Origin of the sequence: Microbacterium sp. NPDC090007, from assembly GCF_044748345.1 — a bacterium.
Lineage (GTDB): Bacteria > Actinomycetota > Actinomycetes > Actinomycetales > Microbacteriaceae > Microbacterium.
On sequence record NZ_JBIVFV010000001.1, the window covers coordinates 403,797 to 425,575 of the forward strand.

Here is a 21,779-nt window from a genome sequence, read left to right on the forward strand (position 1 = left end):
ACCGGCTCCGGCGCGGGCGTGGGTGACGTCGAAACCGACGGCACCGACAGCATCGGCGGCGGCAACCAGGTGATCGCACCCATCTCGCTGCCCGTCACGATCGGCGGCAACGCCGTATCGGGCATCGGCGACAGCATCTCGAAGGATGCCACCACCACCGGCGGCACCACCGGCTCCGGCGCGGGCGTGGGTGACGTCGAAACCGACGGCACCGACAGCATCGGCGGCGGCAACCAGGTGATCGCACCCATCTCGCTGCCCGTCACCATCGGCGGCAACGCCGTGTCGGGTATCGGCGACAGCGTGTCGGACGGCGCCACCACCACGGGCGGCACCAGCGGCCCGGGTGTCGGCGGAGTCGGCACCAACGGAAGCGACAGCATCCTCGGCGGCAACCAGGCGGTTCTGCCCATCTCGCTGCCCGTGACCGTCGGCGGCAACGCCGTCTCGGTGATCGGTGACAGCACCTCGAAGGATGCCACCACCACCGGCGGCATCTCGGGCGGACTGCTCGGCGGCGGCCTGCTCGGCGGCGTCACCACCGACGGAAGCGACAGCATCCTCGGGGGCAACCAGCTGATCGTTCCGATCGCCCTGCCCGTCACCATCGGCGGCAACGCCGTCTCGGTGATCGGCGACAGCACCACCATCGGATCGAACACCGGCACGCCGGGCAACCCCGGAACGCCCGGCACCCCCGGGACCCCCGGAATGCCCGGCAACCCCGGAACGCCCGGCACCCCCGGGACCCCCGGAACGCCCGGCACCCCCGGAACGCCCGGCACCCCCGGGACCCCCGGAACGCCCGGCACCCCCGGCACCCCCGGAACGCCTGGCACCCCCGGCACCCCCGGTACGCCCGGAACGCCCGGCACGCCCGGCACCCCCGGAACGCCCGGCACGCCCGGCACGCCCGGAACGCCCGGTCAGCCCGGAACGCCCGGAACGCCCGGAACGCCCGGCACCCCCGGGATGCCCGGCACCCCCGGGATGCCCGGCACCCCCGGTCAGCCCGGCACGCCCGGTCAGCCCGGAACGCCCGGCACCAACGGCACCACGCCTGTGATCGGCTCGGCCGCCTCCGTGTCCTCCGTGCGCTACGCCGCGGCGGCTCCGGTCGCCTCGGGCAGCACCGACAAGGCGCTGGCCATGACGGGAGCCGACGGAGCGTCGGCGGCCGGCCTCGGCATCGCGGGCCTGCTGGCCCTCGGGCTCGGTGGCGTGCTGCTGATGCGTCGCCGCCGCGTGACCGTCTGACCGGCTAGGACGCCGTGGAGGGGGCGAACCCCTTCCACGGTCTCGCGACACCGGGTGCCGGATTATTGGGGGGCATCCGGTGTCGTGGCGTGCCCGGGGACAGGTGTCGTATGCGAAGTGTGAGGATCGCGGTGAGCCGCTCACGTCGCGCGCAGAATCGGACGGTGATCGAATCAGACAGTTACCCGTCCGCCGCGACCGAGGACCAGGACACGGGGGTCATCCTCGGTTACAACTGAGGTGGCGGGCGGGGGGGCATCGATCCCTTCGACGGGCTCAGGGACCTCCGCGGTGTCTGAGCCCGTCGAAGCCACCCCCGACCGATCGGATCAGCGCAGGGGCCCCGCCGAAGCGACCCCCGGGCCCCGCGACGGGCTGAGGAGCAGAGCCGGTGAGCGCTACAGCGCGCCGCCGCGACGCTCGCGCTCGAGGAACGCCACGGTGTCGGGATGCTGCGGGGCGTCGAGGATCTGCGCGGGCGTGCCCTGCTCGACGATCCGCCCGCCCTTCATGAACACGATGCGGTCTGCCACCTCGCGCGCGAACGACATCTCGTGCGTCGCCATGAGCATCGTTGAGCCACGGTCGCGCAGCACCCGCACCAGGTCGAGCACCTCGCCGACCAGCTGCGGGTCGAGCGCCGACGTGATCTCGTCGAGAAGCAGCAGCTCGGGGTTCGTCATCACGGCGCGCACGATCGCGACGCGCTGCTGCTGACCACCCGACAGGCGGTCGGGGAACTCGCGCGCCTTCGCCCCCAGCCCCAGCTGTTCGAGCAGCTCGGTACCGCGGGCGTAGGCCTCGGGCTTCGGCATCCCGTGCACTTTGCGCGCCGCGAGCGTGACGTTGTCGATCACGCGCAGGTGGGGGAACAGGTTGAAGTGCTGGAACACGACGCCGATGCGGGCGCGAGCGGCGTCGGGGTCGATCTTCGGGTCGGTGAGGTCGTCTCCGTTGAGCAGGATCTGCCCGTCGTCGACGCGCTCGATCAGGTTGATGGTGCGCAGCAGCGTGGACTTTCCCGATCCCGAAGCGCCGATGAGCACGACCACCTCGTGTTGGGCGAGCTCGAGGTCGATGCCGTCGAGCACCACGTGATCGCCGAACGCCTTGCGGACGCTGCGGACGTCGAGCACGGTCATACGGTTCCGCCCATCTGCTCGCGCTTCGCCAACCGGGCCGAGACGTAATCGGTCAGGCGGATCATCGGCAACGCCATCGCCACGAACAGCAGGGCTGCGACGATGTACGGCGTGAAGTTGTAGTACTCGGCTGCGGCGATCTGGGCGGCACGCACGGCATCCACCGCTCCCAGGACCGAGATCAGGCCGACGTCCTTCTGCAGCGACACGAAGTCGTTCATGAGCGCGGGCACGACCTTGCGCACGCCCTGGGGGATCACGACGATCCGCAGGGTCTGCGCGTGGCTCAGGCCGAGCGAGCGGGCGGCGACGCGCTGCGAGGGGTGGACGGCCTCCATGCCGGCGCGCAGCACCTCGGCGATGTACGCCGAGTACGTCAGCACGATCGCGATCGTCCCCCACAGCACCACCGGCACGCGCCCGAAGACCCCGAGCGCCGGAAGACCGAAGCCCACCAGGTACAGCACGATCAGCAGCGGGATGCCACGGAACAGGTCGGTGTAAATCGTCGCGAGCGCCCGCAGCGGAAAGAACACCGGCCCCCGCAGCGAGCGCAGCACCGCGAGCGTCGTGCCGAGGATCGCGACCGCGATCGCCGCGACGAACAGCACCTGGATGTTGACCCACAGCCCCGCGAGGATCGACGGAAAGCTCGCGAGCGCGATCTCGGGGTCGAAGAACGCGCGACGCACGTCCTCCCACCCGGGGCTCGACAGGATCGCCCAGCCGACCACAACGACGAACACGATCGAGCTGGCGAGCGCGATCAGGACCGACTTCGTCGACTGCTGACGCCGCGTGGCGCGACGACCGAGCTCGAGCTCGCTCGGGCGCCACACGGCCTCGGAGGGGGTGGATGCCACGGGGTGTTACTTCAGCAGGGGCGCGGCGTCGGTGCCCCCGAGCCACTTCTGCTGAAGCTCATCGAGCGTGCCGTCCTCGCGCAGTCCGTCGACCGCCTCGGTGACCGGCGTGGTCAGCGCCGACCCCTTCGGCAGGACGAACGCGAGCTCGTCACCACCGGCCGAGGAGTCGGGCAGCTGACCGACGACCTTGCCGTCATCGAGCACGGCACCGGCGAGGTAGAACGCGGTGGGCAGGTCGACGACGATCGCGTCCACCTGACCGGCCTGCAGGGCGGCGACGGCGTCGTCGTTGGAGTTGAAGACGCTGAGGTTGCCGGTGCCGAGCTGGTCGGCGGCGACCTGGTAGCTGGTGGTCGCGCTCATGACGCCCACGGGGATGTTATTTAGCTCGGCGACCGTGGTGGCCGAGGCGGCGGGCGACGATCCGGTCGAAACGATCGCCTGCGTGGTCGTGTAGTACGGCGACGAGAAGTCGACGGCCTGCTTGCGCTGCTCGGTGATCGAGAACTGCTGCAGGTTGAGGTCCCAGTCCTTGGCGCCGGGGGCGATCGCGCTGTCGAAGGTGGAGCGCACCCACACGACGTCGTCCTTCGAGAAGCCGAGCTTCGTCGCGACGGCGTCGGCCACCGCGGCCTCAAAGCCTTCACCCGAGGCGGGGTCGTCGTTCTCGACCCAGGGTGAGAACGCGGGCTCGCCCGTGGCGATGGTGAGCTTGCCGGCCGTGACGGTCTGCAGAGCGCCCTCGGAGGCGGGTGCGGCTCCGGCGTCGGAACCGGTCGGGGCGAAGGCGCAGGCGGTCAGCGACACGACGGTGGCGGCGGCCATGGCGGTCAGGGCGGCGGCGCGGCGCAGGCGTGCGAAAGCGGTCACGATGTCTCCTCGTGGACGTATCGGGGTCATCCCCGGAGTGCTGTGATGTGCACAGCGTACCGGCGGTGTGTTTCGGGGGCGGTCGCCGACGAAACCTGGCGACACGCGCGGCGGAGCGCGGCGATCGGCGGGCCGGGCGCGCGTGCGTCGAGGCGTACGGGCCGGGCGCGCGACGCGCCGGGCGCGTCAGTCGGCCAGGCGCCAGTCGTCGAAGCTGAACCCCGGCGACACCAGGCAACTCACCACGACTTCGGCGTCGCCGGCCGGGCGGGCCGCCTGCCACACCCCCGCCGGCACGGTGTGCTGCAGCACGTGCCCGGCCGCGAGGTCGGGACCGAGCGTGACGGTCCGCGCCTCGCCCGGGGCCTCGCCGTCGCCGCCCAGCGACAGCTCGAGCGCACCCGGACCGTGCCACAGCCACACCTCGTCGCTGGTCACGACGTGCCACGCACTGCGCTCATCGGGGGTGAGCAGGTAGTGGATGCAGGTGGCCGCCGGCCGCGCCCCCGCGGGCGTCTCGACCGCGTACGACCCCGTCCACATGCGGCGGAACCACCCGCCCTCGGGGTGCGGCTCCAGGTCGAGCAGCCGGGCCGTCTCGGGGCGTTCGGTCATGCGCGCACTCCTGTCTCACGGGTGAAGGCGGCCGAGGCGAACCGCGCCTCGCCGTCGATGAAGGTCGCGGCCGTCGTTCCGGCCCCGGCCGTCACGAGGTGCTCGATGGTGGCATCCACCTCCGACACCGGCAGCTCGAAGAACGCCAGATCCGCCACGGCGCCCACCGCCAGATAGCCCGTGCGCGCGGGGCCGGTGTCGAGTCCCATCGCGTGCGCCCCGCCCAGCGTCGCCGCGCGCAGCAGCAGTTCCGACAGGTCGCGGTTGATGTAACCCTGCGCCCGCGCGAGCCGGTGCAGTTCGGCGACGTCGGCGAGCAGGTCGAGGGAGGGACTGGATGCCAAGGAGTCGGTTCCCACGGCGAGCGCATTGCCCTCCACGAGGTAGGCCGCCACCGGCGGCTCGTCCAGTCCGATCACCGCGTTCGAGCGCGGGCACAGCGCCACCGTCGTGCCGCGCGCGCGCAGGATCGCCCGATCCCGCGCGGTCATGTACACGCCGTGGGCGATGTGGCAGTCGGGCCCCAGCACGCCGAGCTCGTCGACGAACTCCGTCGCGCCCGTGCCGAAACCCTCGTCGCGTAGGGCGCGGAAGCTCGCGGGCCGCTGCTTCTGCCACGGCACCGCCTCGCCGTGCTCGCGCTCGAACGCCGCCTCGCCCAGGTGCAGGTGCAGGCGACTGCCCCGCTCGCGCACGATGTCGGGGATCTCGAGCAGCGGCTCGACGTCGAGCGAGTAGGGCGCGTGCGGCGACAGGCCGGTCCCCGGCGGAGACGGCAGCGCGTCGAGCCGAGCCTCGACCTCGGCGCGACCGCGCTCGGCCCACGCCGAGTTGGTCCAGCTCATCACCTCCCAGTACGTGATGCCGTGCAGGCGCGCGTCGTGCAGCGCCGAGGCCGCCTCGACGTCGGTGACGATGTCGGCGACGGCGGTCGTGCCGGCGGCGATCATCGCGCGGGCGCCGGTGGCGGCATCCTGAGCCCAGTCGTGGCCGCGGCGGTAGACGGGGGTGAACGCGTCGTCCCAGTCGTCGAAGCCCGCGTACGACCCGCGACCCACCTCGGCCATTCCCGTGTACTGCAGGTGCGAGTGGGCGTTGACCAGGCCCGGGGTCAGCACCCCCGGCCAGTGCACCTCGTCGAATGCGATCCCCCGCGCCCGCAGCTCGTGCACGACCCATTCGCGGTCGCCCACGTGCCGGATGCGCCCCGCCGCCACCGCGATCGCTCCGCCCGGGATGGGCGGTGCCGTGACCGGAAGAACGAGGGATGCCGAATACACCCTCATCGCGCGCCCCCGGCGTAGCGAGGTGAGCGCCAGTCGTCGAGGCCCTCGGGGTCGAGAGGCCGTGGCGGATCGATCTCGGCCCCGCGCACGCGGAGCGCCTCGCGGGCGACCAGTTCGTCGACCTCGGGGCCCAGCGCGTGCACGCCCGGCGCCGGTCGGCGGCGTAGCAGCTCGCCGAGGGCCGCGAGTTGGACGGCGAACGACAGGTCCATGATCTCGATCGGGTTGCCCTCGGCCGCGCTGATATTGACGGCTCCTCCCCCGCCCAGCACGAGCGCGCCGTTCTCGGCCCCCGTCTCGATTTCGCCGGGTACTCCCCCGGCGACGGCGACGATCTTCGCTGCTGCGGCGATGTCGGCGGTCACCGTGGCGGGCACCCCGGTCGCCGAGACGACAAGAGCCCCGGCAGCGAGCTCGCGCGCCGGGCCTGTGGAGAAGCCGTCGTGCCGAGCCTCGAGCGCCCGCACGGGATCGGTCTCGGCCACCCGCACCTCGGCGCCGAGCGCGCGCAGGTGCGCGGCGACGCCCCGGCCGACAGGCCCGTACCCGAGCACGAGCGCCGGCTGGTCGGTCAGCGCGATCCCCCGCTCCTCGAGCAGGTCGGCGATCGCGAACACGCACGACTGCCCGGTGCCGTAGCGGTTGTCGAACATCGTCTTGGTGCGGGCGTCGTTGACGGCCATCACCGCGGTGCGCAGGATGCCGGCATCCTGCATCCTGCGCAGCGGGGTGAGCCCGCTCGTGGTCTCTTCGCACGCGCCGATCCACCCCTCGACCAGCGCGGGGTCGTCGTCGTGCGCGAGGCGGATGAGGTGCGCACCGTCGTCGAGCAGCACGTCGAGGCCCGCGTGCAGAAAGCCGCGGGCCGCGGCGAGCTCGTCGGCGCCGCTGAGCGCCGGATCGGCCGTGACCGCGAAACCCTGTGCCCGCAGCGCGTCGGCGACCGCGGGGTCGGTCTCGTCGGGATGCGCGTAAACCGACACCTCGGCCCCGCGCTCGCGCAGCAACAGCGACAACACGGCCGTCTTGGGTTCGAGCACCATCGCCACGCCCACGCGCAGGCCGGTCAGCTCCAGTCGCCCGGCCATCGCGGTCGACACGGGCATGTGCGCGCGGGCGAAGGCAATGCGTCTGGCGGCGTCGCCGCGATCGGGCAGCGGTTCGCCGTCGAGGCGCAGGGTGTCGGCATCCAGGTCGACCTCCACCCGCCCCGGAGTCGGTTCGGGACTCGGGATGCCGCCCAGTCTGACGAGCAGATTGTGCAGGGCCGCGGATCCGTCGCCCCGCACGGCGAAGGGACGGCCGGCGAGCATGAGGTTGGACGCGCGCGCGAAGCGCCGGACGATGCGCTCGGGTGCGCGAGGGTCGGTCACGGGGTTCAGCCTAGGGTCGCGGGAGATGTCGCCTGGGCGGGACCTGATTCCTCCGTAACCCGTGGGTGATCATGGTGGAGTGTGGCGTGCGGCCGCGAACTTACGGAGCCCTCTGCCGGGCCGCGGCTCAGGGCAGCGGAACCGACGGATCAGGGTTCCCCGAAGGCGCTGATGCGGCAATCGATCTGCGCGCATATCCGGAGTATGTCGCGCAGAGCGAAGATGCGGACTCCGCGGAGGCCCGGGTAGGCCGGGGCGAAAATGGCTCGACCGCCCCCGCGCAGAAGCAGGCGAAGCTGAGGTCCGCGCCCCAGCCAGCCGCGCAGACGTAGACATTGCACCTGAGCGATCTGTTCGTAGGTGATCAGCTCTCTGTTCTTTGCGCTCCAGAAGACGTGCACGCCATCGCTCCTCAGGTAGATGAAGCCGCGGCGAGAAGATCCGCCCGCCGATCTCGGCGACGAGCCTGCGTCGATGGTCGTTACGACGCCACCTGCGAAGAAATACGCCTCGTTCTCGACATCGAGAGAGACGGCAGCCCGCCTTTCGGCACTCAACTTGCTCACGAAGATGGCCAGCGTTGCGACCGGGCAGAGGACCGCCAGAGTCAACCCCAGGGCCACGACGGCACCTCCGCGATGCAGGTGAATCGACGCCAGTGTTCCCCCACGAAGCCGCTCTCGATCAGGCTGAATGTCGCAAAACTGAGGGCGTTTCCGAGCCGATGCTCGCCTATCACCTCGGTGAATGACTCACGAACGATCACCATCGCTGCGTGCCTCCCGGGGCAGTCGATGGAAGCCCGTTCGTCGACAAGCCGTGAGACGTTGAATCGACAGCGGTTACTACCCCGAACCGATGGTCGTCACTCACTGGCGTGCGGCCTGGCCTGTACGAGGCATGATTCCAGAGAGTCTCGGAAATACTCCACCTCCTCCAGCTCATAGCCGGTAAGCAAGGGGACCTCTTCGACCCAGAGGTAATTCAACATCACTCCGATGCAACTCAAGGATGTGGCAAGAGTGTGAACCGTCGTGAGTAGTCGAAAAGAACCGGGTGGCCATTTTGCCTTCACGTCGGCGGAACAGCTTGGATCGGATACATCTTTCAGGATTTCCCGATCCCCCTCACTGATCGCGAAACGCACGCTGGATTTCTCCTTCGGCACACGTCGCAGCACGCCTGAGATGACGAATAGCTGACGGATTGCGTCTGATAATTCGTCGAAATGTGCACCGACTCTGCGTTTGAGTTCGTCATCCCCCGAGATCGCCTCCTTCGTCTCACGGAAAGACGAAATCAGCATGCTCAAGTCGTCTCCATCAGCGCGTACGAGAAGGATCTGCGTCGACGCGGCCACACCACATCTACCGCCGTCGACAGACATCTCGAAGAACATCTCGTGGTCTCCTCGCCCCCGACCCCCGCTCGCGGGGCTGCGATCTCCAGGGATAACTCCCATCTGATCACCCCAGCGATATCCATCCTTCGACTCAAACTATGTAAGTCGTCCACGTTGGGGCCGTCAGCAACTGGCGGAAGAGCTGTCGCCACGCCGATCGCACCGGAGTTCACGATCCTGAATTCACCCGCCGGTTCGTCGAACAGGCATAACGGGTCACACGCGTCCGGCTCGCTCCCGGACCTCCTCAACGGCGTCAGTACTCGCGACAACATCGTTGCAATCACCACCTCCCGACACGGGGGCCTTAGGTCGGAGGGAATCTCGCCCATGACTCAGAACGCACTCTTCGGCGCTGGCGACGTTCAGTAAGATGCGGTACGGGGCGCGAGGGCGGCGCTCGTCGACTCTCTTTCGTACCGCGACGCATGCCGCCGAAGTGCGACGCGGGGCCGTAACGCGCCCCCTCTACGTCACACCGGTGGGACTCACGACTTCCGACGCGGCCAGATTCGTCGCTGAGATGGCAGGAAAGAACCGCATTCCGGACGCGCTGGCGCGGGCGGACAAACTCGCGCGCTGCCTGCTCCGGCCGGCCGCGAGCAGAAGCTGAACCTGAGCGCTTCACGCAGTGATCTCCGGAGCGATGGCATTGCGAACAGCGCCGTCATTACGATGTGCGCAGACGAACAAGCTCGAGTTCAACGCCGGACCAACGCCTCACCGTCGCGGCGATGTTCTGCTCGCTTGCAGAAAGAATCACGTGGAACGGTACTGCTGGCCGATCCCAAACTTCCCCTAGATCGATTGGTCGCGAATATTCGTCGGCCGCTCTCGCCAGGCAGTGAACCAACCCAGCCAGCTCTTTCTGGCTTCCTTCCGATAACACTAAGTGAGGGTCCGTCACGACCACCACGTAACCGTCACCCGGCGGCAGATCGTCAACCTGGGGCGGCATCCTCGGAGCTCGCCACTAACCAGCTGCCACATCAAAATCCTTTGCAGGCGTGTCCCTTCATCATCAGTGGCGAAGCAGCCTGTCCGTGATCGTCACGGTCTCACCGATCGTCACAAAAATCGCGCCCTCCAAGCCGCTGGAACGCAGCCTCGCCCGAAAATCGACTCGACCCTCGAGGCACTCAATCTCGACCCGAAAGATCTCCTCCCGTTCCAGGCGAAGCCGCTCGCGACCATCAGTCACCCACAAGATCCGGACGGAAGCGGCGACCTCGTCCCACGTCATCCGAACTTCATCGCCGTCTCGCGCACGCTCGACGACAGAGACGACCCATGGTTCCCCCGGGGAGGGAAAAGTCACGGATAGTTCATCGAAATCCTCTAACCGCGGAGCCACAAAACGTTCGACCATCAGCGACTCTCCGAAGAGACGACACCAACCACACACCCTGCCCCACCGGTCGCTCCGTAGTGCGTTCCTGATCGGTGATCTTTCCCCGTAGTGAAACGAAGAACAACCGCCTCACTGCGCGGGAGGGTGGTCATACTCACTCGCGAAGTACTTATCGAGCTCAGCAGAGACATCGGACCAAGTCTTCCCATCCACGGAACAGACAATCTTCTCAATAAGATTCAAAATGGATGCATAATGCAAGCGATCCGTGAGAATCAAATGACGTGGCACATAGTGGCCTGTGTCCTTGAGGCAGCTCTGCAGCCAGTCCGTGGTACCCACAGTCACGCTGAATCTGGCGCTGAAGTCTTCCCCCACAGGTCCGATCTCCATTTCAACAAGTATTGCTTCGGAGCCTGGGTCTGCGAGCGCGTCACCATCCATTACATCCCATGAGTAAGCAGAAATAAGTCGGGCTCTCATGTCATCCGATCACATCCAGATGGCCGTCGGTAGCGCCTCTTCATACACGCTCGTTCCACGAATGGGCCAGCCATGCAGAATGGTGGCGCCACGAAACCTGACTCTTCTCCGACGACCCATGAATTATCAAAATTTTAGGTCGGCTTGAGCCCTCGCCACTCGAGAAACCTCGTAACCGAGGGCGCCATCTCGCGGAATTCGGCGAAGCCACCAGTATTTGGGATCCTGGGCGTACCTTTCGAAGTCTGGCTCAGATTTTATTACTACGCCGCCTGGGTCATCACGCGTCAAGGACCGGAAATATTCGTCGATGGTGCGGATCAGATGATGTTCGACGTCATCCGGCGTTATGGAAACCTCGGCCACCGCCTGCTCGACAAATATCCTCGCAAACAACGCGCCGACGTAGTCGTGGTACCCAAAATCACCAATTACTTCAGACGTGAAGTCCCGCATATCAGACGCCATCTCGAAGACGTACACCGACCAGGACCCAATAAGATCCCCCACCGTCGGCCGCCTGTTCGGCCATTCGAGAACCTTATCGAACTTCGACATTTCAATATGCTCCTTCGTCGAAAAATGCGGTCGTTCTAAACGCGTTATCCTCGTTTACGATCACGCGGACACCTTTAAAATCGAAGAAGCGCGGTCCGAACAGACGCACCTCCGACGGCGAGACCGCCAGGTGGAAGATGAGCCGCACTCTGACCTTGTCAGATGCCGGGAGCTGCCTAAGCCATCGCTTGGCCTCTGGCGAGCTCGATTCCACCGACATCGTGAGGACGGTCGAATGCGGAACGTCGACCTGGATGGCGCGTCGAGTTGCCGCCGTGCGCCGATGGAGTACAACCATGATGAAACCGAGCGGAATGGCAACGACGGCAACGATCAGTACGCCGCTGATGCCCCCAGCGACGGCATGCTGCATCATCGCGTGCCCGCCAGGCCGCCCGCGATGTCAGCCGTTGACCACGACCAACGCTGGGGGAGACAAACTGCAGTGCTGGTGAATGGTCGCCCTACGTGTTCCGGAGTCATCCCGAGAACCTACGACGAACGGTTCGCCCGAACTGTCGCTGTGCGCAGAGCCCGACCGGGTGACTGACGGCGAAATCTCAGCCCCTAGACCAAGGCGTCGCGCCGGTCGCGCGTCGAAGCGACGTCGTAGACGAAAGATGTGTCAGCGATCAATCACCCTAGCTGTCACCCACCGGCACTGCCGTCCTGCTGAATTCGCCTGGCCGCGACGGCCGTCGTCGGCGCTGTACCCAGCGTGATAGCGAGATTGAGCTGAGGCGAAATGACGCCGCATAATGAAACTGGACGCCAGCGGCTGCCTTGGGTCACGAAGCTCCTTGGAATTCTCTGAGTAAGCCAGTGACTGACGCAACCCGAGAAGTGTTGCCAAATTTCTGATGAGCGGTTTGGTGGTAGATCCAACACTTGCGTTTTCGAAGAAGTTTCTCCACCTCGAAGGGATTACAGTCGTTAGGCGACAGTCAGTCCCAGGCGGACAGCGGGATCTCCATGGTTTGCGTGAGCGTTAACTCCGGCGAGGGAACAGTGCCATACCAGATTCGTCGCTGAAATGGCAGGAAAGAACCGCATTCCGGACGCGCTGGCGCGGGCGGACAGACTCGCGCGCGGCCTGCTCCGGCCGGTCGCGAGCAGAAGCTGAACCTGAGCGCTTCACGCAGTGATCTCCGGAGCGATGGCGTTGCGCACAGCGCCGTCATTACGATGTGCGCAGACGAACAAGCTCGAGTCCAACGAAGCCGCCGCGAAAAGTTCCGCCTGCCGATCTCGGCGACGAGCCTGCGCTGCTGGTCGTTACGACGCCACCCGCGAAGAAGTACGCCTCCGTCACCTCGATGTGCGCAGCCGAACGATGTCGATGCCGACGCTTGACCAACGCCTCACCGTGTCGGAAACGCTGCCCTCATCTGCGGCCAGAACCACGTGGAACGGGACTGCTGGCCGATCCCAAACCTCCCCCAGACAGATCGGGCGCGAGTATTCGTCGGTCGCTCTGGCAAGGGAATGCATCAGCGCGGCCAAGTCCTTCTGACTTCCCGATGATAGGACTAAGTGGGGGTCAGTCACGACTATCACATATCCCTCACCCGGCGGCAGATCCTCAAGCTCTGAAATGCACTCGTTGAAGGCGTCCATGTTCTCACCGAAATACAGGGGAAACTGGAGCGCCGCGGCGAATTCATCGAATAAGCCTTGCAAGGACACCATCTTCCGCCCGCGGACTACACGCGCATTGAATCCCGCTTCAAGCCAACGGATTACTGCGGAGCCGATGTCCTGCGCGTTGGCCACCATTAGTACGGGACTGAATTTGCTTTCGATGATTTTCAGACGAGCGAAATCTTCCATTTATCCACCTCGAATAGTCACAAAACTCTCATAATGGTCATTTGTCCAGTAAGCAGACCCGTCACTACCTGTTACAACTCGATCCGTAGAGCGATTCACCCCCCTGACCTTCGGAGCTACATCCCACTCCCGGTAAATTCCGTCTGGAAGATTTGGCAGATCGCCCCAGGCGTTCTCAAATTCTTTACCTCCTCTGTAGTTCGGAAGCGGTGATCCCTTCGAGTCGACGCGGTCCAAAGTAGTCCAGGCCCTCGCCGGTACCGGGCCGATGGGCACAGGATGGAGCAGGTCGCCTGTATCGCGGGTTGCGACTCGGGCGGAGAAACCCGCAGCGCCCGCCCACGCTATGCTCTGTCCGATCCCGCCGCCGACGGCGCCCGTGAGGGCCCCAGCACCTGCCGCGCCCCAGGCGCCCTCTGCTGTCTTTTCACCCGACGAAAGCGCGTACTGCACGGTGCTCCCCGCGGCTCCACCGATCGCGCCCGCGACCATCGCCGCTCCCACCGCACACAGGCCGGCTGTCGCGGCGGCGCAAGCCGCCACCCCGGCGATGGCCGCGGTCGCAGCCGCGGTGACGAGAATGGTCGTGGCAATGCCCGCCGCCACCGCGCCGACCTTCCGCCACGTGTCACCGGACCAGCTGAACGGGTTCCACCAGTCCTCGTGCCGCGCCGTCGTCTGCGACGTGGACTTCGGCGTCACCACCTTCGGTTTGGCGACCGTGCCGTTCCAGTTTTTCGACGGCGAATACGACAACGTGTCGGGTTGCGCCAAGCCGCGTGCCCCGGGCGCCGTGAACCGCGGCGTCGTGGGCACGGACGGACCACGGCGCCCGATTGGTATCGAGTCCGCGAAGTCGTACCGCCCGAGCGGCCGGAACCCGAAGGCATCCCGCAGGGTGATGGGATTCCCCGAGACAAAGCCGTATCCGTTCAGCGACGACGGGTCCGTCTGCGACCCTGCCCACGTGTCCTTCGACAACCACGAGCCTGACCGAGCGTCGTACCCGCGCGAGTAGAAGAGGTCGAGACCGGCGACCGGGTCGGACCGCTCACCTGAGTACCCGACCGAGGCGCTCCACCCCGAGGTCGAGAACGATGGCGTGCCCCAGTCGGACCCGGTCGAGACCTGCGTGATCCGGGCGCTGCGGTCCGTCCGCGCATCCCGCGCTGACTGGACCGGGTTGTTCAGCGTCGATCCCACGCGCGCATCCCCCACCTGCGCCACCGCGCTCCCCAGCCGATCGAGCAGGTCCCACGTCGAGGCCCCCGCGGACCGCCCCTCGAGCAGCAGCTCACCGGCGACGTCGCGCACCAGCGTCGTCGTCCCCGCCTTGTCGCTGGTGTCCTGAATCGGGTTCAGACCGTCCCACACGGTCGAGGTCGACGTCGTTCCGAAGGAGCTCTGCGTGGACGTCGACACCCGGCGACCCAGCCCGTCGTATCCGAAGCCCGTCGAACCCGACGCGTCCGTGTACCCGGTGAGCTGTCCGAGTTCGTTCCACGAGTAGGACACGTCTCCGCCTGGACCACCGGTAGCGGACAGGCGGTGCCCGTCCGGGTCATGGGTGAGCCGCTGGGTGCCCGTCGCGCTGTTCTCGATCGAGACCAGTTGATTGAGGTCGTTGAACACCTGCGACTGCGTGAACGAGTTATCCGTCGCTCTCACCGACCCGGTCGCGATCGACGCGGGCGGACGTGGAACGGTCGCACCGGTGGCATCCACCGTAAGCACCGGATCCAAGACGCCCGTCGATGCCGTCGCGGACGTGTGCGACCACGACGTGCGATTACCGACCTCGTCGTACCCGTACGCATCGGCGGCACCCGTGCTCTGCGTCGACCCCGTCAAGCGGTCCGCCGCGTCGTAGGTGTGAAGAGTCGTCAGTCTGTCGAGCACCGTCGTCGTAGCGTCCGACGCCCCGACAACGGCGCTGAAGGGCGGCGTTCCGCCCGGAAGCGCCGATGTCGGGACGCTGGCCGTGCGCGTCGTCGCCGTCACGTTGCCCGCCGCGTCGTAGGCATACTCAAAAGCCAGCGACGCGCCCTGAGCGAGCGACCCCGTGTCCGAGGGCACGGAGCGGTGCGCGAGATACGAGGACGGCTTGACGCAGCCCGGCTTGTCGACGTTCGCCGCACGCAGTTCGGGGGCGTTCTTCGACGTGATGACCGGACAGAGGCCACCGGTTCGCACCGGGGCCGGGGCCGCGGGCGCGGCGACTGCCCCGCTCGGTGCCGGAGTCGTCGACGTGATGCCGGTCACCCGGTCGTCGGCGTCGTAGACGTAGCGCGTCCCGACGCCGTTCGAGCGCGCGATGCCCGTGAGGTTGCCCCCGTCGTCGTACGCGTAGTCGGCGGTGCCCCACGGGCTCGCCATGCGCGACACGCGACCCGCGGCATCCCGGTCGTAAGCGACCTGCTGCCCACCCGGGACGATCAAGCCGGTCAGCGCCCCGGATGCGTCGTAGGCGTAGGTCAGTTCGCGACCTGAGGGATCGATCTGCGACGCGAGCTGTCCTGACGGCGTGTACGTCCACCCCGTCGTACCGGCGATGTTCGTGGCGGCGATCATTCGCTGCTCGGCGTCGTACTCGAATCGAACGACATCCGAAGCCGAGGACTGCTGCAAGCGATCACCGCGCTGGTCGTAGGCGTAACTGATCGCGGCACCGGCGGGCGTGAGCACCCGGGCCAGCAATCCCCGCTCGTCGTACTCGAAGCGCGTCCTCGCGCCCGCGGCATCCGTCGTTGCGGTGGGAAGGCCGGCGGCATCCCTCTCGTACGTCGTGGCCATCCCCCGCGCGTCGGTCGTCGACGCGAGCTGTCCGAGCTCGTCGTAGGTGTACCTGGTGACGGCGCCGAGCGGATCGGTGACGGATGCCAGCTGCCCATGCCCCTCGTAGGCGTAGACCGTGCGGTGGCCCAGACCATCCGTTTCAGCGATCAGCTGACCCGCTGTGTCGTACGCGAACTCCCTCGTCGCTCCCGTCGCGTCCGTGGTGCTCGTCCGTCGTCCGGCGGCGTCCCAGGTGGCGCGCGTCGTGTGGCCGTTCGGGTCGGTCACCGCCGTCACGTTGCCCAGCGCGTCGTACTCGTACGTCGAGCGATGCCCGGCGGCATCCGTGGTCGCGATGAGTTGATCGGCGGCGTCGTAGACGGAGGTCGACGTGCGACCGGTCGCGTCGGTCACGGACGTGAGATTGCCCGCCGGATCGTAGGCGTACGCGGTGGTGCCGGCCGCATCCGTCACGGCCGTGACCTGGCCGGCGGCGTCGCGCTCGTATAGCGTCGGGCGACCGAGCCGATCCACGACGCCGACGAGCTGCCCGTCGACGTCGTAACGGTATTCGGTGCGGAATCCGGCGGCGTCGGTCACCGCGGTGATGCGGTCGAGATCGTCGTACGTGTACGTGGTGGTGTTGTCGGCGGCATCGGTCACCGCCGTCACCCGCCCGACGGCGTCGTAATCCGTGTGCTGCGCGATGCCCGTGGGACCGATCACTGCGGTCGTGCGACCGAGCGCGTCGACCTCGCGCGTGGTCACCGCACCGCGCGGATCGGTCTGCGCGGTGGGCGCACCGGTGGCGTCATACGAACGCTTCCATGTCTGCCCCGCGGGATCGGTGACGGCGCTCACCCTCGAGAGGGCGTCGAGCACGAAACTCGTCTGCCGCCCCGCCGCGTCGGTCGTACCGGTCAGGCCGTCCTCGCGGTCGTACGTGTAGGTGGTGGTTCCGCCCGCGGCATCCGTCGCGCTCACGACACGGAAGAGGGCGTCCCACGTGTACGACGTGACGTTGCCCGCCGCGTCGGTCTGCCGCACGAGGTTGCCGTTCAGGTCGTACCCGTATCGGGTGGTGCGACCGAGCGGGTCGCTGACCGCCGTGATCCTGTCGCGCGCGTCCCATTCGTACCGGGTGACCCGCCCGAGCGGATCCGTGGAGGACACCAGACGGTTGCCGGCGTCATAGGCGAAGCGCGTCACCCGCCCGAGCGGATCGGTGCTCGCCGTCCTATTGCCCCGCCCGTCGACGTCGAATGCGTACGACGCGCCGGACGGCAGGGTCATCCGGGTGGTGTTGCCAGCTGCGTCGACCTCGTACCCCACGGCAGACCCGTCGGGCAGCACCGTCCTGGTCAGAGTGCCGTGGGCGTCGTAGCCATAGCTGGTCACACGGCCCAGCGCATCGGTGCGCGAGGCCACCGCCCCCTTCTGCGTGTAGGTGTACCGGGTGACGGTTCCGGCGGCGTCGGTGACACTGGTCACATTTCCCGTGTCGTCGTAGGTGTACGACGACGCGCGGCCGTTGGCGTCCGTGAACGCCGTGACGTTGTTCTCGTCGTCATACGACCACGACTGCGTGCCGCCGAGCGGATCGGTGATCCTCGTGATGCGGGACCGCTCGTCGAACGTGTACGTGTGCGTCCGACCCTCTTGATCGACGTAGGTCGTCTGCCCGGCGCCGTAGTCGAAACGCCGCTCCGACCCGGCGGCGTCCCACTGACGCACGACTCGGCCCGACCCGTCGTATTCGTTGCGCAGGTAGGTTGTGCCGGTGGCATCCGTCATCGCCAGGATTCGATGTGCGCCGTCGTAGGTGAACGTCTTCGACCCGCCGTCCGGCGATCCCAGCCGCACGAGGTCCCCGCCGCCGTCGTAGCCGAGCGACCACGCACGGCCATCCGGGAGGGTGAACCCGACGATGCGGCCGGAACCGTCGGAGTCCACCCGAACGGTCTGACCCGCGGCATCCGTGATCCCGGTCAGCGGAGCGAACTGCGAGGAGCCCGTGGCGGGCCCGTACGTGAGGGTCGTCGTCCGCCCGTTCGTGTCGACGGCGCGGACGAGCTCACCGATCCCATCCTGGTCGGCCGCGTCGAAGTCCCACGACTCCCCAGTCCGCGACGTCAGGCGCAGGATACCGCCGCCGACCTCGGCGAGGTGCAAACCCTCTCCCCGAGGGTCGGCGTATCCCCCCGCACCATCGGGCTCGAACATGACGGACGCGCCGTCGCCCCGCACCACGAGGACGGAGTGATCGTCGAAGCGTTGCGCGTGGCCACCCAGACCGAAATTCCACCCCGCCCCGGTACGGGTGAGGCGACCGTCTTGGGCGTTGTAGACCAGCGAGACGTCGGTGGCCGATCCCCCTGTGCCCGAGAGGGAGAAGAGGTGCTCACGCTCGACGAGATTGCCGGTCGAGAACGACACCGGGTCGGCGCCGTAGTGCTGCCAGTTGCGATATCCGAGCTGATACCACCGGGCCAGATCGTCGGCCGACGGGCGCGCGGGCCAGCCCCCGGTGATCGGGTTGGTGCACGAGAACCCCTTGGATTCCAGGTACTTGCCGAGGCCCGTGAAGGTGCCGTTGACGACCGATCCCCAGCCGCCATCGATGACCGGGCGGTCGAAGTTGTGATCCAGGAACAGCGTCTCCATGTGGACGATCGCCCCGGGGAGTCCCTCGTACTCCGCACGCGGGAAGTCGAGAGTCGCCGCCCGCACCTTGGCGGGTCGCCCGGTGTAACCGGGCATCTCATCGCGCAAGGAATCGCGCAGGCGATCGCTGTCGGCACCGCCCCGGGCGAATACCTGGGTTCCGCCGTCGCGCGTTGTTCCCCAGGCGTTCCCGCGGAACGTCGCGAAGGCCAGCGACAACGTGACATCGGGGTTATGCGAGGCGGCGATCGCTCGGCGGGTGTCCGCGGACACGAAACGCTGATCGGCACCCCGCGTCACGGTGACGTCGGCGATGCAGCGGTCGCGCAACATACCCGCGAGCTGGTCGGCGAGCCGCACGTTGTACGGCAGCTCGGTGACGCGAGGCCCGGGAGAGTTCGCCCAGCCCACGTCGTCGTCGGGGTCGAGCACGATCCGCGGCACCGGGGTCGTCTGAACCGGAGTGCCGATCACCACGAACTGCGAGAGGTGCTCGGACTCGGCCGCCACGGTACCGGCATCCGCGTCGAAGTACGAGGGAAGCTGCCGCCACGGCTCGCCGGCGTTCTCGCGCGTGAAGACGCGCAGACTCGACACATCGACTCCGGCCCGCCGGACGGCGTCGACGTCGACGTCCAGGTGCAACCGCACGCCCGGCTCGATGTCCTTCGCCACCTCGATTCCCGAGGCGTCCTTCTCAAGGGTGTACGACGCGGGAAACTGCGTCCGATCGTCACCGTCAGCCGTGTGCGCGCGGATCTCCACGGGAGTGGCCGCGACAACGCCCCCGGTCTCGGATGCCGCGGACACCGACGCGGCGTCACCCAGCGGCGAGGCACGAACCGACAACGACTCGTCGATGTCGTGACCCGAGAACTCGGCACGGACCCCCGCGTCGGCGGCATCGAGAATCGCCGACTGACCCGGGGTGATCGTCGCCTCGGCCGACGGCGCGGCGTCGTCGCTCGGCTCGGACGTCGCGACGGGGGCCGCGGCGGCCCGCACGCGATCGAGGATTCGCTGCTGCGTCACCGCGGCCAGGTCGACGGGGGCCGCAGAGGCCGGGACCGCGCCCCCCGCGATGACGATTGCCGCGATCGCGGTGGACGCCCAGAGCATCCGCGCCCTCATCGCGTCACCTCCGCCCGCTCGGCGCGCCGACGCGCTCGCACCACCAGAACCGCAGAGCCCAGCAGGACGAGGAGCCCACCGCCGAAGAACACCGGTGCGACCCACGCGTCCTCGCGCCCGGTCACCGCGAGGGTCTGGCGGTACGTCGCGTAGGCCTGCAGGGCCGAGGCGTCGGCGACACCGTCGCCGTCGAGGTCTTCGGTGCCCGTCGCGCACGTCGCCGTTCCGCAGATCAGGTACTCGACCCAGTCGGGCACACCGTCGCGGTCCGCGTCTTCACGGCCGGATGCGCAGGTGTCGCTCCCGCACACCAGGCGCTCGACGAAGTCCGGGATGCCGTCGCCGTCGGTGTCCTTGCCGGGGTCCGCGCAGGTCGTCGTCCCACACGCCGCGACCTCGACCACGTCGGGGACGCCGTCACCGTCGGTGTCCTCGGTGCCCGTCGCGCACGTCGCCGACCCGCACACCACCCGCTCGATGCTGTCGGGAATGGTGTCGCCGTCCACGTCGGTCGGCGCACTCGTGCGGACGAGGGCCGCCGCGGGGGTCGGAACGAGAGGGATGACGGATGCCGCCAGGGCGGCCGAGACCACCGCCAGGGTCGCGAGAAGGTGACTGCGCACGCGTCACCATTACGTGCGTCCGAGGTGATCGAGAGGCGAGTTCGCGGCATCCCGGGACTGCCGCGCGCGAATTGCACCCGCCGGTTCACCTTCAGACCGGCCGTCGAGGGGTCACGAGTGGCCCTTCGGCAGGCTCCGGGGCCACCCCGGGAACGCGGAACGGCCCCGCCCTGCCGAAGCAGGAGCGGGGCCGTTCTCGAATGCAGCGAATTACTTCGCGGCGACCACCTGAAGGGTGATCACGGCGGTGACGTCGTCACGCAGGCGAACGGTCGCCTCGTGCTGACCGACCGACTTGATCGCCGAGGTGATCTGGACCTTGCGCTTGTCGAGCTCGCCCAGACCGGCGGCCTTGACGGCGTCGGCGACATCGGCGGGCTTGACCGAACCGAAGAGACGACCCTCGTTGCCGGCCTTGACGGTCAGCTTGACGGTGTTCGACTCGAGCGAGTTCTTCAGGGCCACGGCATCTTCGTGGTCGTGGATCGCGCGGGACTCGCGAGCGGCGCGGATCGACGCGACCTGCTTCTCGCCACCACGGCTCCAAGCCACGGCGAAGCCCTGCGGGATGAGGTAGTTACGGGCGTACCCGTTCTTGACCTCGACAACATCACCGGCGCTACCGAGCCCGGTGACCTCATTCGTGAGAATCAGCTTTGCCATCGGGTGCTCCTTAGCGGCCGGCGCCGGCGTAGGGCAGGAGAGCCATCTCGCGCGCGTTCTTGATGGCGCGGGCGATCAGGCGCTGCTCCTGCACGGAGACACCGGTGATACGACGGGCGCGGATCTTGCCGCGCTCCGAGATGAACTTGCGGAGGGTTGCGACGTCCTTGTAGTCGATGACGCCGACGCGGATCGCCTTCGCGGGGGCTGCGTTCTTCGCGCCCTTCCGCGGCTTGCGGCGGTCGCCAGTGGCCTTTCCAGCCATGCTTCCTTCTTTCGTGTGGTTCGGAGGCCGAGCCGGTCACGCGGACCGGGCCGTGGCATCCGGAATTTCAGGGGGTCGTCTCGCTCGAGAGCGGGGCGAAGATCAGAACGGGGTGTCGTCGCCGTAGGAACCGGGCGTGCTCCACGCGTCGGCGCCGCTGTTGCCGCCGCCGCCGTTGTTCGACCCGGGGGTCGACCACGGCTCGTCGTTGGACTGCTGCACCTGCGCGCGCTGGCCGCCTCCGCCACCCCCGCCGCCACCGGCGGCACGGGTGACCTGAGCGGTCGCGTAGCGGAGCGAGGGGCCGATCTCATCGACTTCGAGTTCGATGGAGGTGCGGTTGTTGCCCTCGCGGTCCTGGTAGGAACGCTGCTTCAGACGCCCGGTCGCGATGACGCGGGAGCCCTTGGTCAGCGAGCCGGCGACGTGTTCGGCGAATTCGCGCCACACCGAGGCGCGCAGGAAGAGCGCCTCGCCGTCCTTCCACTCGTTCGCCTGACGGTCGAACGTGCGGGGGGTCGACGCGATGGTGAAGTTCGCGACCGGAAGACCGTTCTGCGTGTAGCGCAGCTCGGGGTCGGCCGTGAGGTTGCCCACAACGGTGATGACGGTTTCGCCGGCCATC

At 67.8% G+C, this 21,779-nt stretch carries 19 protein-coding genes; 1 reads left to right on the forward strand and 18 read right to left on the reverse strand.

The genetic code is table 11. The features are described 5' to 3' along the window. The coding region (locus ACIPVB_RS01900) for a hypothetical protein (protein WP_400366481.1) at positions 1-1,257 on the forward strand (1,257 nt) is incomplete at its 5' end. Between the two features lie 398 nt (positions 1,258-1,655). Here ACIPVB_RS01900 and ACIPVB_RS01905 read toward each other — a convergent pair. The 18 genes from ACIPVB_RS01905 to ACIPVB_RS01990 form a co-directional block, all read right to left on the reverse strand. Continuing rightward, a complete protein-coding gene (locus tag ACIPVB_RS01905) occupies positions 1,656-2,399 on the reverse strand; it encodes an amino acid ABC transporter ATP-binding protein (RefSeq protein ID WP_400366483.1) in 744 nt (247 codons plus the stop codon). Continuing rightward, positions 2,396-3,262 carry an amino acid ABC transporter permease gene (locus tag ACIPVB_RS01910; RefSeq protein WP_400366485.1) on the reverse strand — a complete coding sequence of 289 codons (867 nt, stop codon included), beginning with the start codon at positions 3,260-3,262 and terminating at the stop codon, positions 2,396-2,398. Before ACIPVB_RS01910 ends, ACIPVB_RS01905 begins: the two co-directional genes overlap by 4 nt. A gap of 6 nt (positions 3,263-3,268) precedes the next feature. Continuing rightward, on the reverse strand, positions 3,269-4,135 hold the full coding sequence (locus ACIPVB_RS01915) for an ABC transporter substrate-binding protein (protein ID WP_400366487.1): 867 nt from the start codon (positions 4,133-4,135) through the stop codon (positions 3,269-3,271). A gap of 186 nt (positions 4,136-4,321) precedes the next feature. Continuing rightward, complete coding sequence (locus ACIPVB_RS01920) at positions 4,322-4,750, reverse strand: cupin domain-containing protein (RefSeq protein ID WP_400366489.1); 429 nt, start codon at positions 4,748-4,750, stop codon at positions 4,322-4,324. Next, positions 4,747-6,036: an amidohydrolase family protein gene (locus ACIPVB_RS01925; RefSeq protein WP_400366490.1), complete on the reverse strand. Its 1,290-nt coding sequence runs from the start codon at positions 6,034-6,036 to the stop codon at positions 4,747-4,749. The genes ACIPVB_RS01920 and ACIPVB_RS01925 overlap by 4 nt, the downstream gene beginning before the upstream one ends. Beyond that, complete coding sequence (locus tag ACIPVB_RS01930) at positions 6,033-7,409, reverse strand: adenosylhomocysteinase (protein WP_400366492.1); 1,377 nt, start codon at positions 7,407-7,409, stop codon at positions 6,033-6,035. Before ACIPVB_RS01930 ends, ACIPVB_RS01925 begins: the two co-directional genes overlap by 4 nt. Positions 7,410-7,558: 149 nt before the next feature. Then, positions 7,559-8,032 (reverse strand): hypothetical protein, encoded by a 474-nt coding sequence (locus ACIPVB_RS01935; protein WP_400366494.1) that lies wholly within the window; start codon positions 8,030-8,032, stop codon positions 7,559-7,561. Between the two features lie 242 nt (positions 8,033-8,274). Continuing rightward, on the reverse strand, positions 8,275-8,808 hold the full coding sequence (locus ACIPVB_RS01940) for a hypothetical protein (protein WP_400366496.1): 534 nt from the start codon (positions 8,806-8,808) through the stop codon (positions 8,275-8,277). A gap of 1,024 nt (positions 8,809-9,832) precedes the next feature. After that, the gene (locus tag ACIPVB_RS01945; protein ID WP_400366497.1) at positions 9,833-10,054 is read right to left on the reverse strand and encodes a hypothetical protein; all 222 of its coding nucleotides are present in this window, start codon (positions 10,052-10,054) and stop codon (positions 9,833-9,835) included. A 237-nt stretch (positions 10,055-10,291) separates the two neighbouring features. Further along, positions 10,292-10,645 carry an Imm8 family immunity protein gene (locus ACIPVB_RS01950; RefSeq protein ID WP_400366499.1) on the reverse strand — a complete coding sequence of 118 codons (354 nt, stop codon included), beginning with the start codon at positions 10,643-10,645 and terminating at the stop codon, positions 10,292-10,294. Positions 10,646-10,771: 126 nt separating this feature from the next. Next, positions 10,772-11,203 carry a hypothetical protein gene (locus ACIPVB_RS01955; RefSeq protein ID WP_400366501.1) on the reverse strand — a complete coding sequence of 144 codons (432 nt, stop codon included), beginning with the start codon at positions 11,201-11,203 and terminating at the stop codon, positions 10,772-10,774. Between the two features lies 1 nt (position 11,204). Continuing rightward, positions 11,205-11,579: a hypothetical protein gene (locus tag ACIPVB_RS01960; RefSeq protein WP_400366502.1), complete on the reverse strand. Its 375-nt coding sequence runs from the start codon at positions 11,577-11,579 to the stop codon at positions 11,205-11,207. A 932-nt stretch (positions 11,580-12,511) separates the two neighbouring features. Further along, complete coding sequence (locus tag ACIPVB_RS01965; protein WP_400366504.1) at positions 12,512-13,033, reverse strand: barstar family protein; 522 nt, start codon at positions 13,031-13,033, stop codon at positions 12,512-12,514. Continuing rightward, positions 13,034-19,591 carry an RHS repeat-associated core domain-containing protein gene (locus ACIPVB_RS01970; RefSeq protein ID WP_400366505.1) on the reverse strand — a complete coding sequence of 2,186 codons (6,558 nt, stop codon included), beginning with the start codon at positions 19,589-19,591 and terminating at the stop codon, positions 13,034-13,036. Positions 19,592-19,599: 8 nt separating this feature from the next. Next, positions 19,600-20,226 (reverse strand): hypothetical protein, encoded by a 627-nt coding sequence (locus ACIPVB_RS01975; RefSeq protein WP_400366507.1) that lies wholly within the window; start codon positions 20,224-20,226, stop codon positions 19,600-19,602. 210 nt (positions 20,227-20,436) lie between these two features. Further along, positions 20,437-20,889, reverse strand: a complete 453-nt coding sequence (rplI, locus tag ACIPVB_RS01980; protein ID WP_400366509.1) for a 50S ribosomal protein L9 — start codon at positions 20,887-20,889, stop codon at positions 20,437-20,439. 10 nt (positions 20,890-20,899) lie between these two features. Next, positions 20,900-21,154: a 30S ribosomal protein S18 gene (rpsR, locus tag ACIPVB_RS01985; RefSeq protein ID WP_013584646.1), complete on the reverse strand. Its 255-nt coding sequence runs from the start codon at positions 21,152-21,154 to the stop codon at positions 20,900-20,902. Between the two features lie 102 nt (positions 21,155-21,256). Further along, the gene (locus tag ACIPVB_RS01990; RefSeq protein ID WP_108318176.1) at positions 21,257-21,778 is read right to left on the reverse strand and encodes a single-stranded DNA-binding protein; all 522 of its coding nucleotides are present in this window, start codon (positions 21,776-21,778) and stop codon (positions 21,257-21,259) included. Between the last annotated feature and the right edge of the window lies 1 nt (position 21,779).

Excerpts from the sequence above, each read along its gene's own strand:
- ACIPVB_RS01960 (WP_400366502.1), bottom strand. The coding sequence starts at position 11,579 with ATGATGCAGCATGCCGTCGCTGGGGGCATCAGCGGCGTACTGATCGTT.
- ACIPVB_RS01905 (WP_400366483.1), bottom strand. The coding sequence starts at position 2,399 with ATGACCGTGCTCGACGTCCGCAGCGTCCGCAAGGCGTTCGGCGATCAC.
- ACIPVB_RS01965 (WP_400366504.1), bottom strand. The coding sequence starts at position 13,033 with ATGGAAGATTTCGCTCGTCTGAAAATCATCGAAAGCAAATTCAGTCCC.
- ACIPVB_RS01920 (WP_400366489.1), bottom strand. The coding sequence starts at position 4,750 with ATGACCGAACGCCCCGAGACGGCCCGGCTGCTCGACCTGGAGCCGCAC.
- rplI (WP_400366509.1), bottom strand. The coding sequence starts at position 20,889 with ATGGCAAAGCTGATTCTCACGAATGAGGTCACCGGGCTCGGTAGCGCC.
- ACIPVB_RS01990 (WP_108318176.1), bottom strand. The coding sequence starts at position 21,778 with ATGGCCGGCGAAACCGTCATCACCGTTGTGGGCAACCTCACGGCCGAC.
- ACIPVB_RS01950 (WP_400366499.1), bottom strand. The coding sequence starts at position 10,645 with ATGAGAGCCCGACTTATTTCTGCTTACTCATGGGATGTAATGGATGGT.
- rpsR (WP_013584646.1), bottom strand. The coding sequence starts at position 21,154 with ATGGCTGGAAAGGCCACTGGCGACCGCCGCAAGCCGCGGAAGGGCGCG.
- ACIPVB_RS01970 (WP_400366505.1), bottom strand. The coding sequence starts at position 19,591 with ATGCTCTGGGCGTCCACCGCGATCGCGGCAATCGTCATCGCGGGGGGC.
- ACIPVB_RS01925 (WP_400366490.1), bottom strand. The coding sequence starts at position 6,036 with ATGAGGGTGTATTCGGCATCCCTCGTTCTTCCGGTCACGGCACCGCCC.
- ACIPVB_RS01955 (WP_400366501.1), bottom strand. The coding sequence starts at position 11,203 with ATGTCGAAGTTCGATAAGGTTCTCGAATGGCCGAACAGGCGGCCGACG.
- ACIPVB_RS01945 (WP_400366497.1), bottom strand. The coding sequence starts at position 10,054 with ATGACGTGGGACGAGGTCGCCGCTTCCGTCCGGATCTTGTGGGTGACT.
- ACIPVB_RS01940 (WP_400366496.1), bottom strand. The coding sequence starts at position 8,808 with ATGTTCTTCGAGATGTCTGTCGACGGCGGTAGATGTGGTGTGGCCGCG.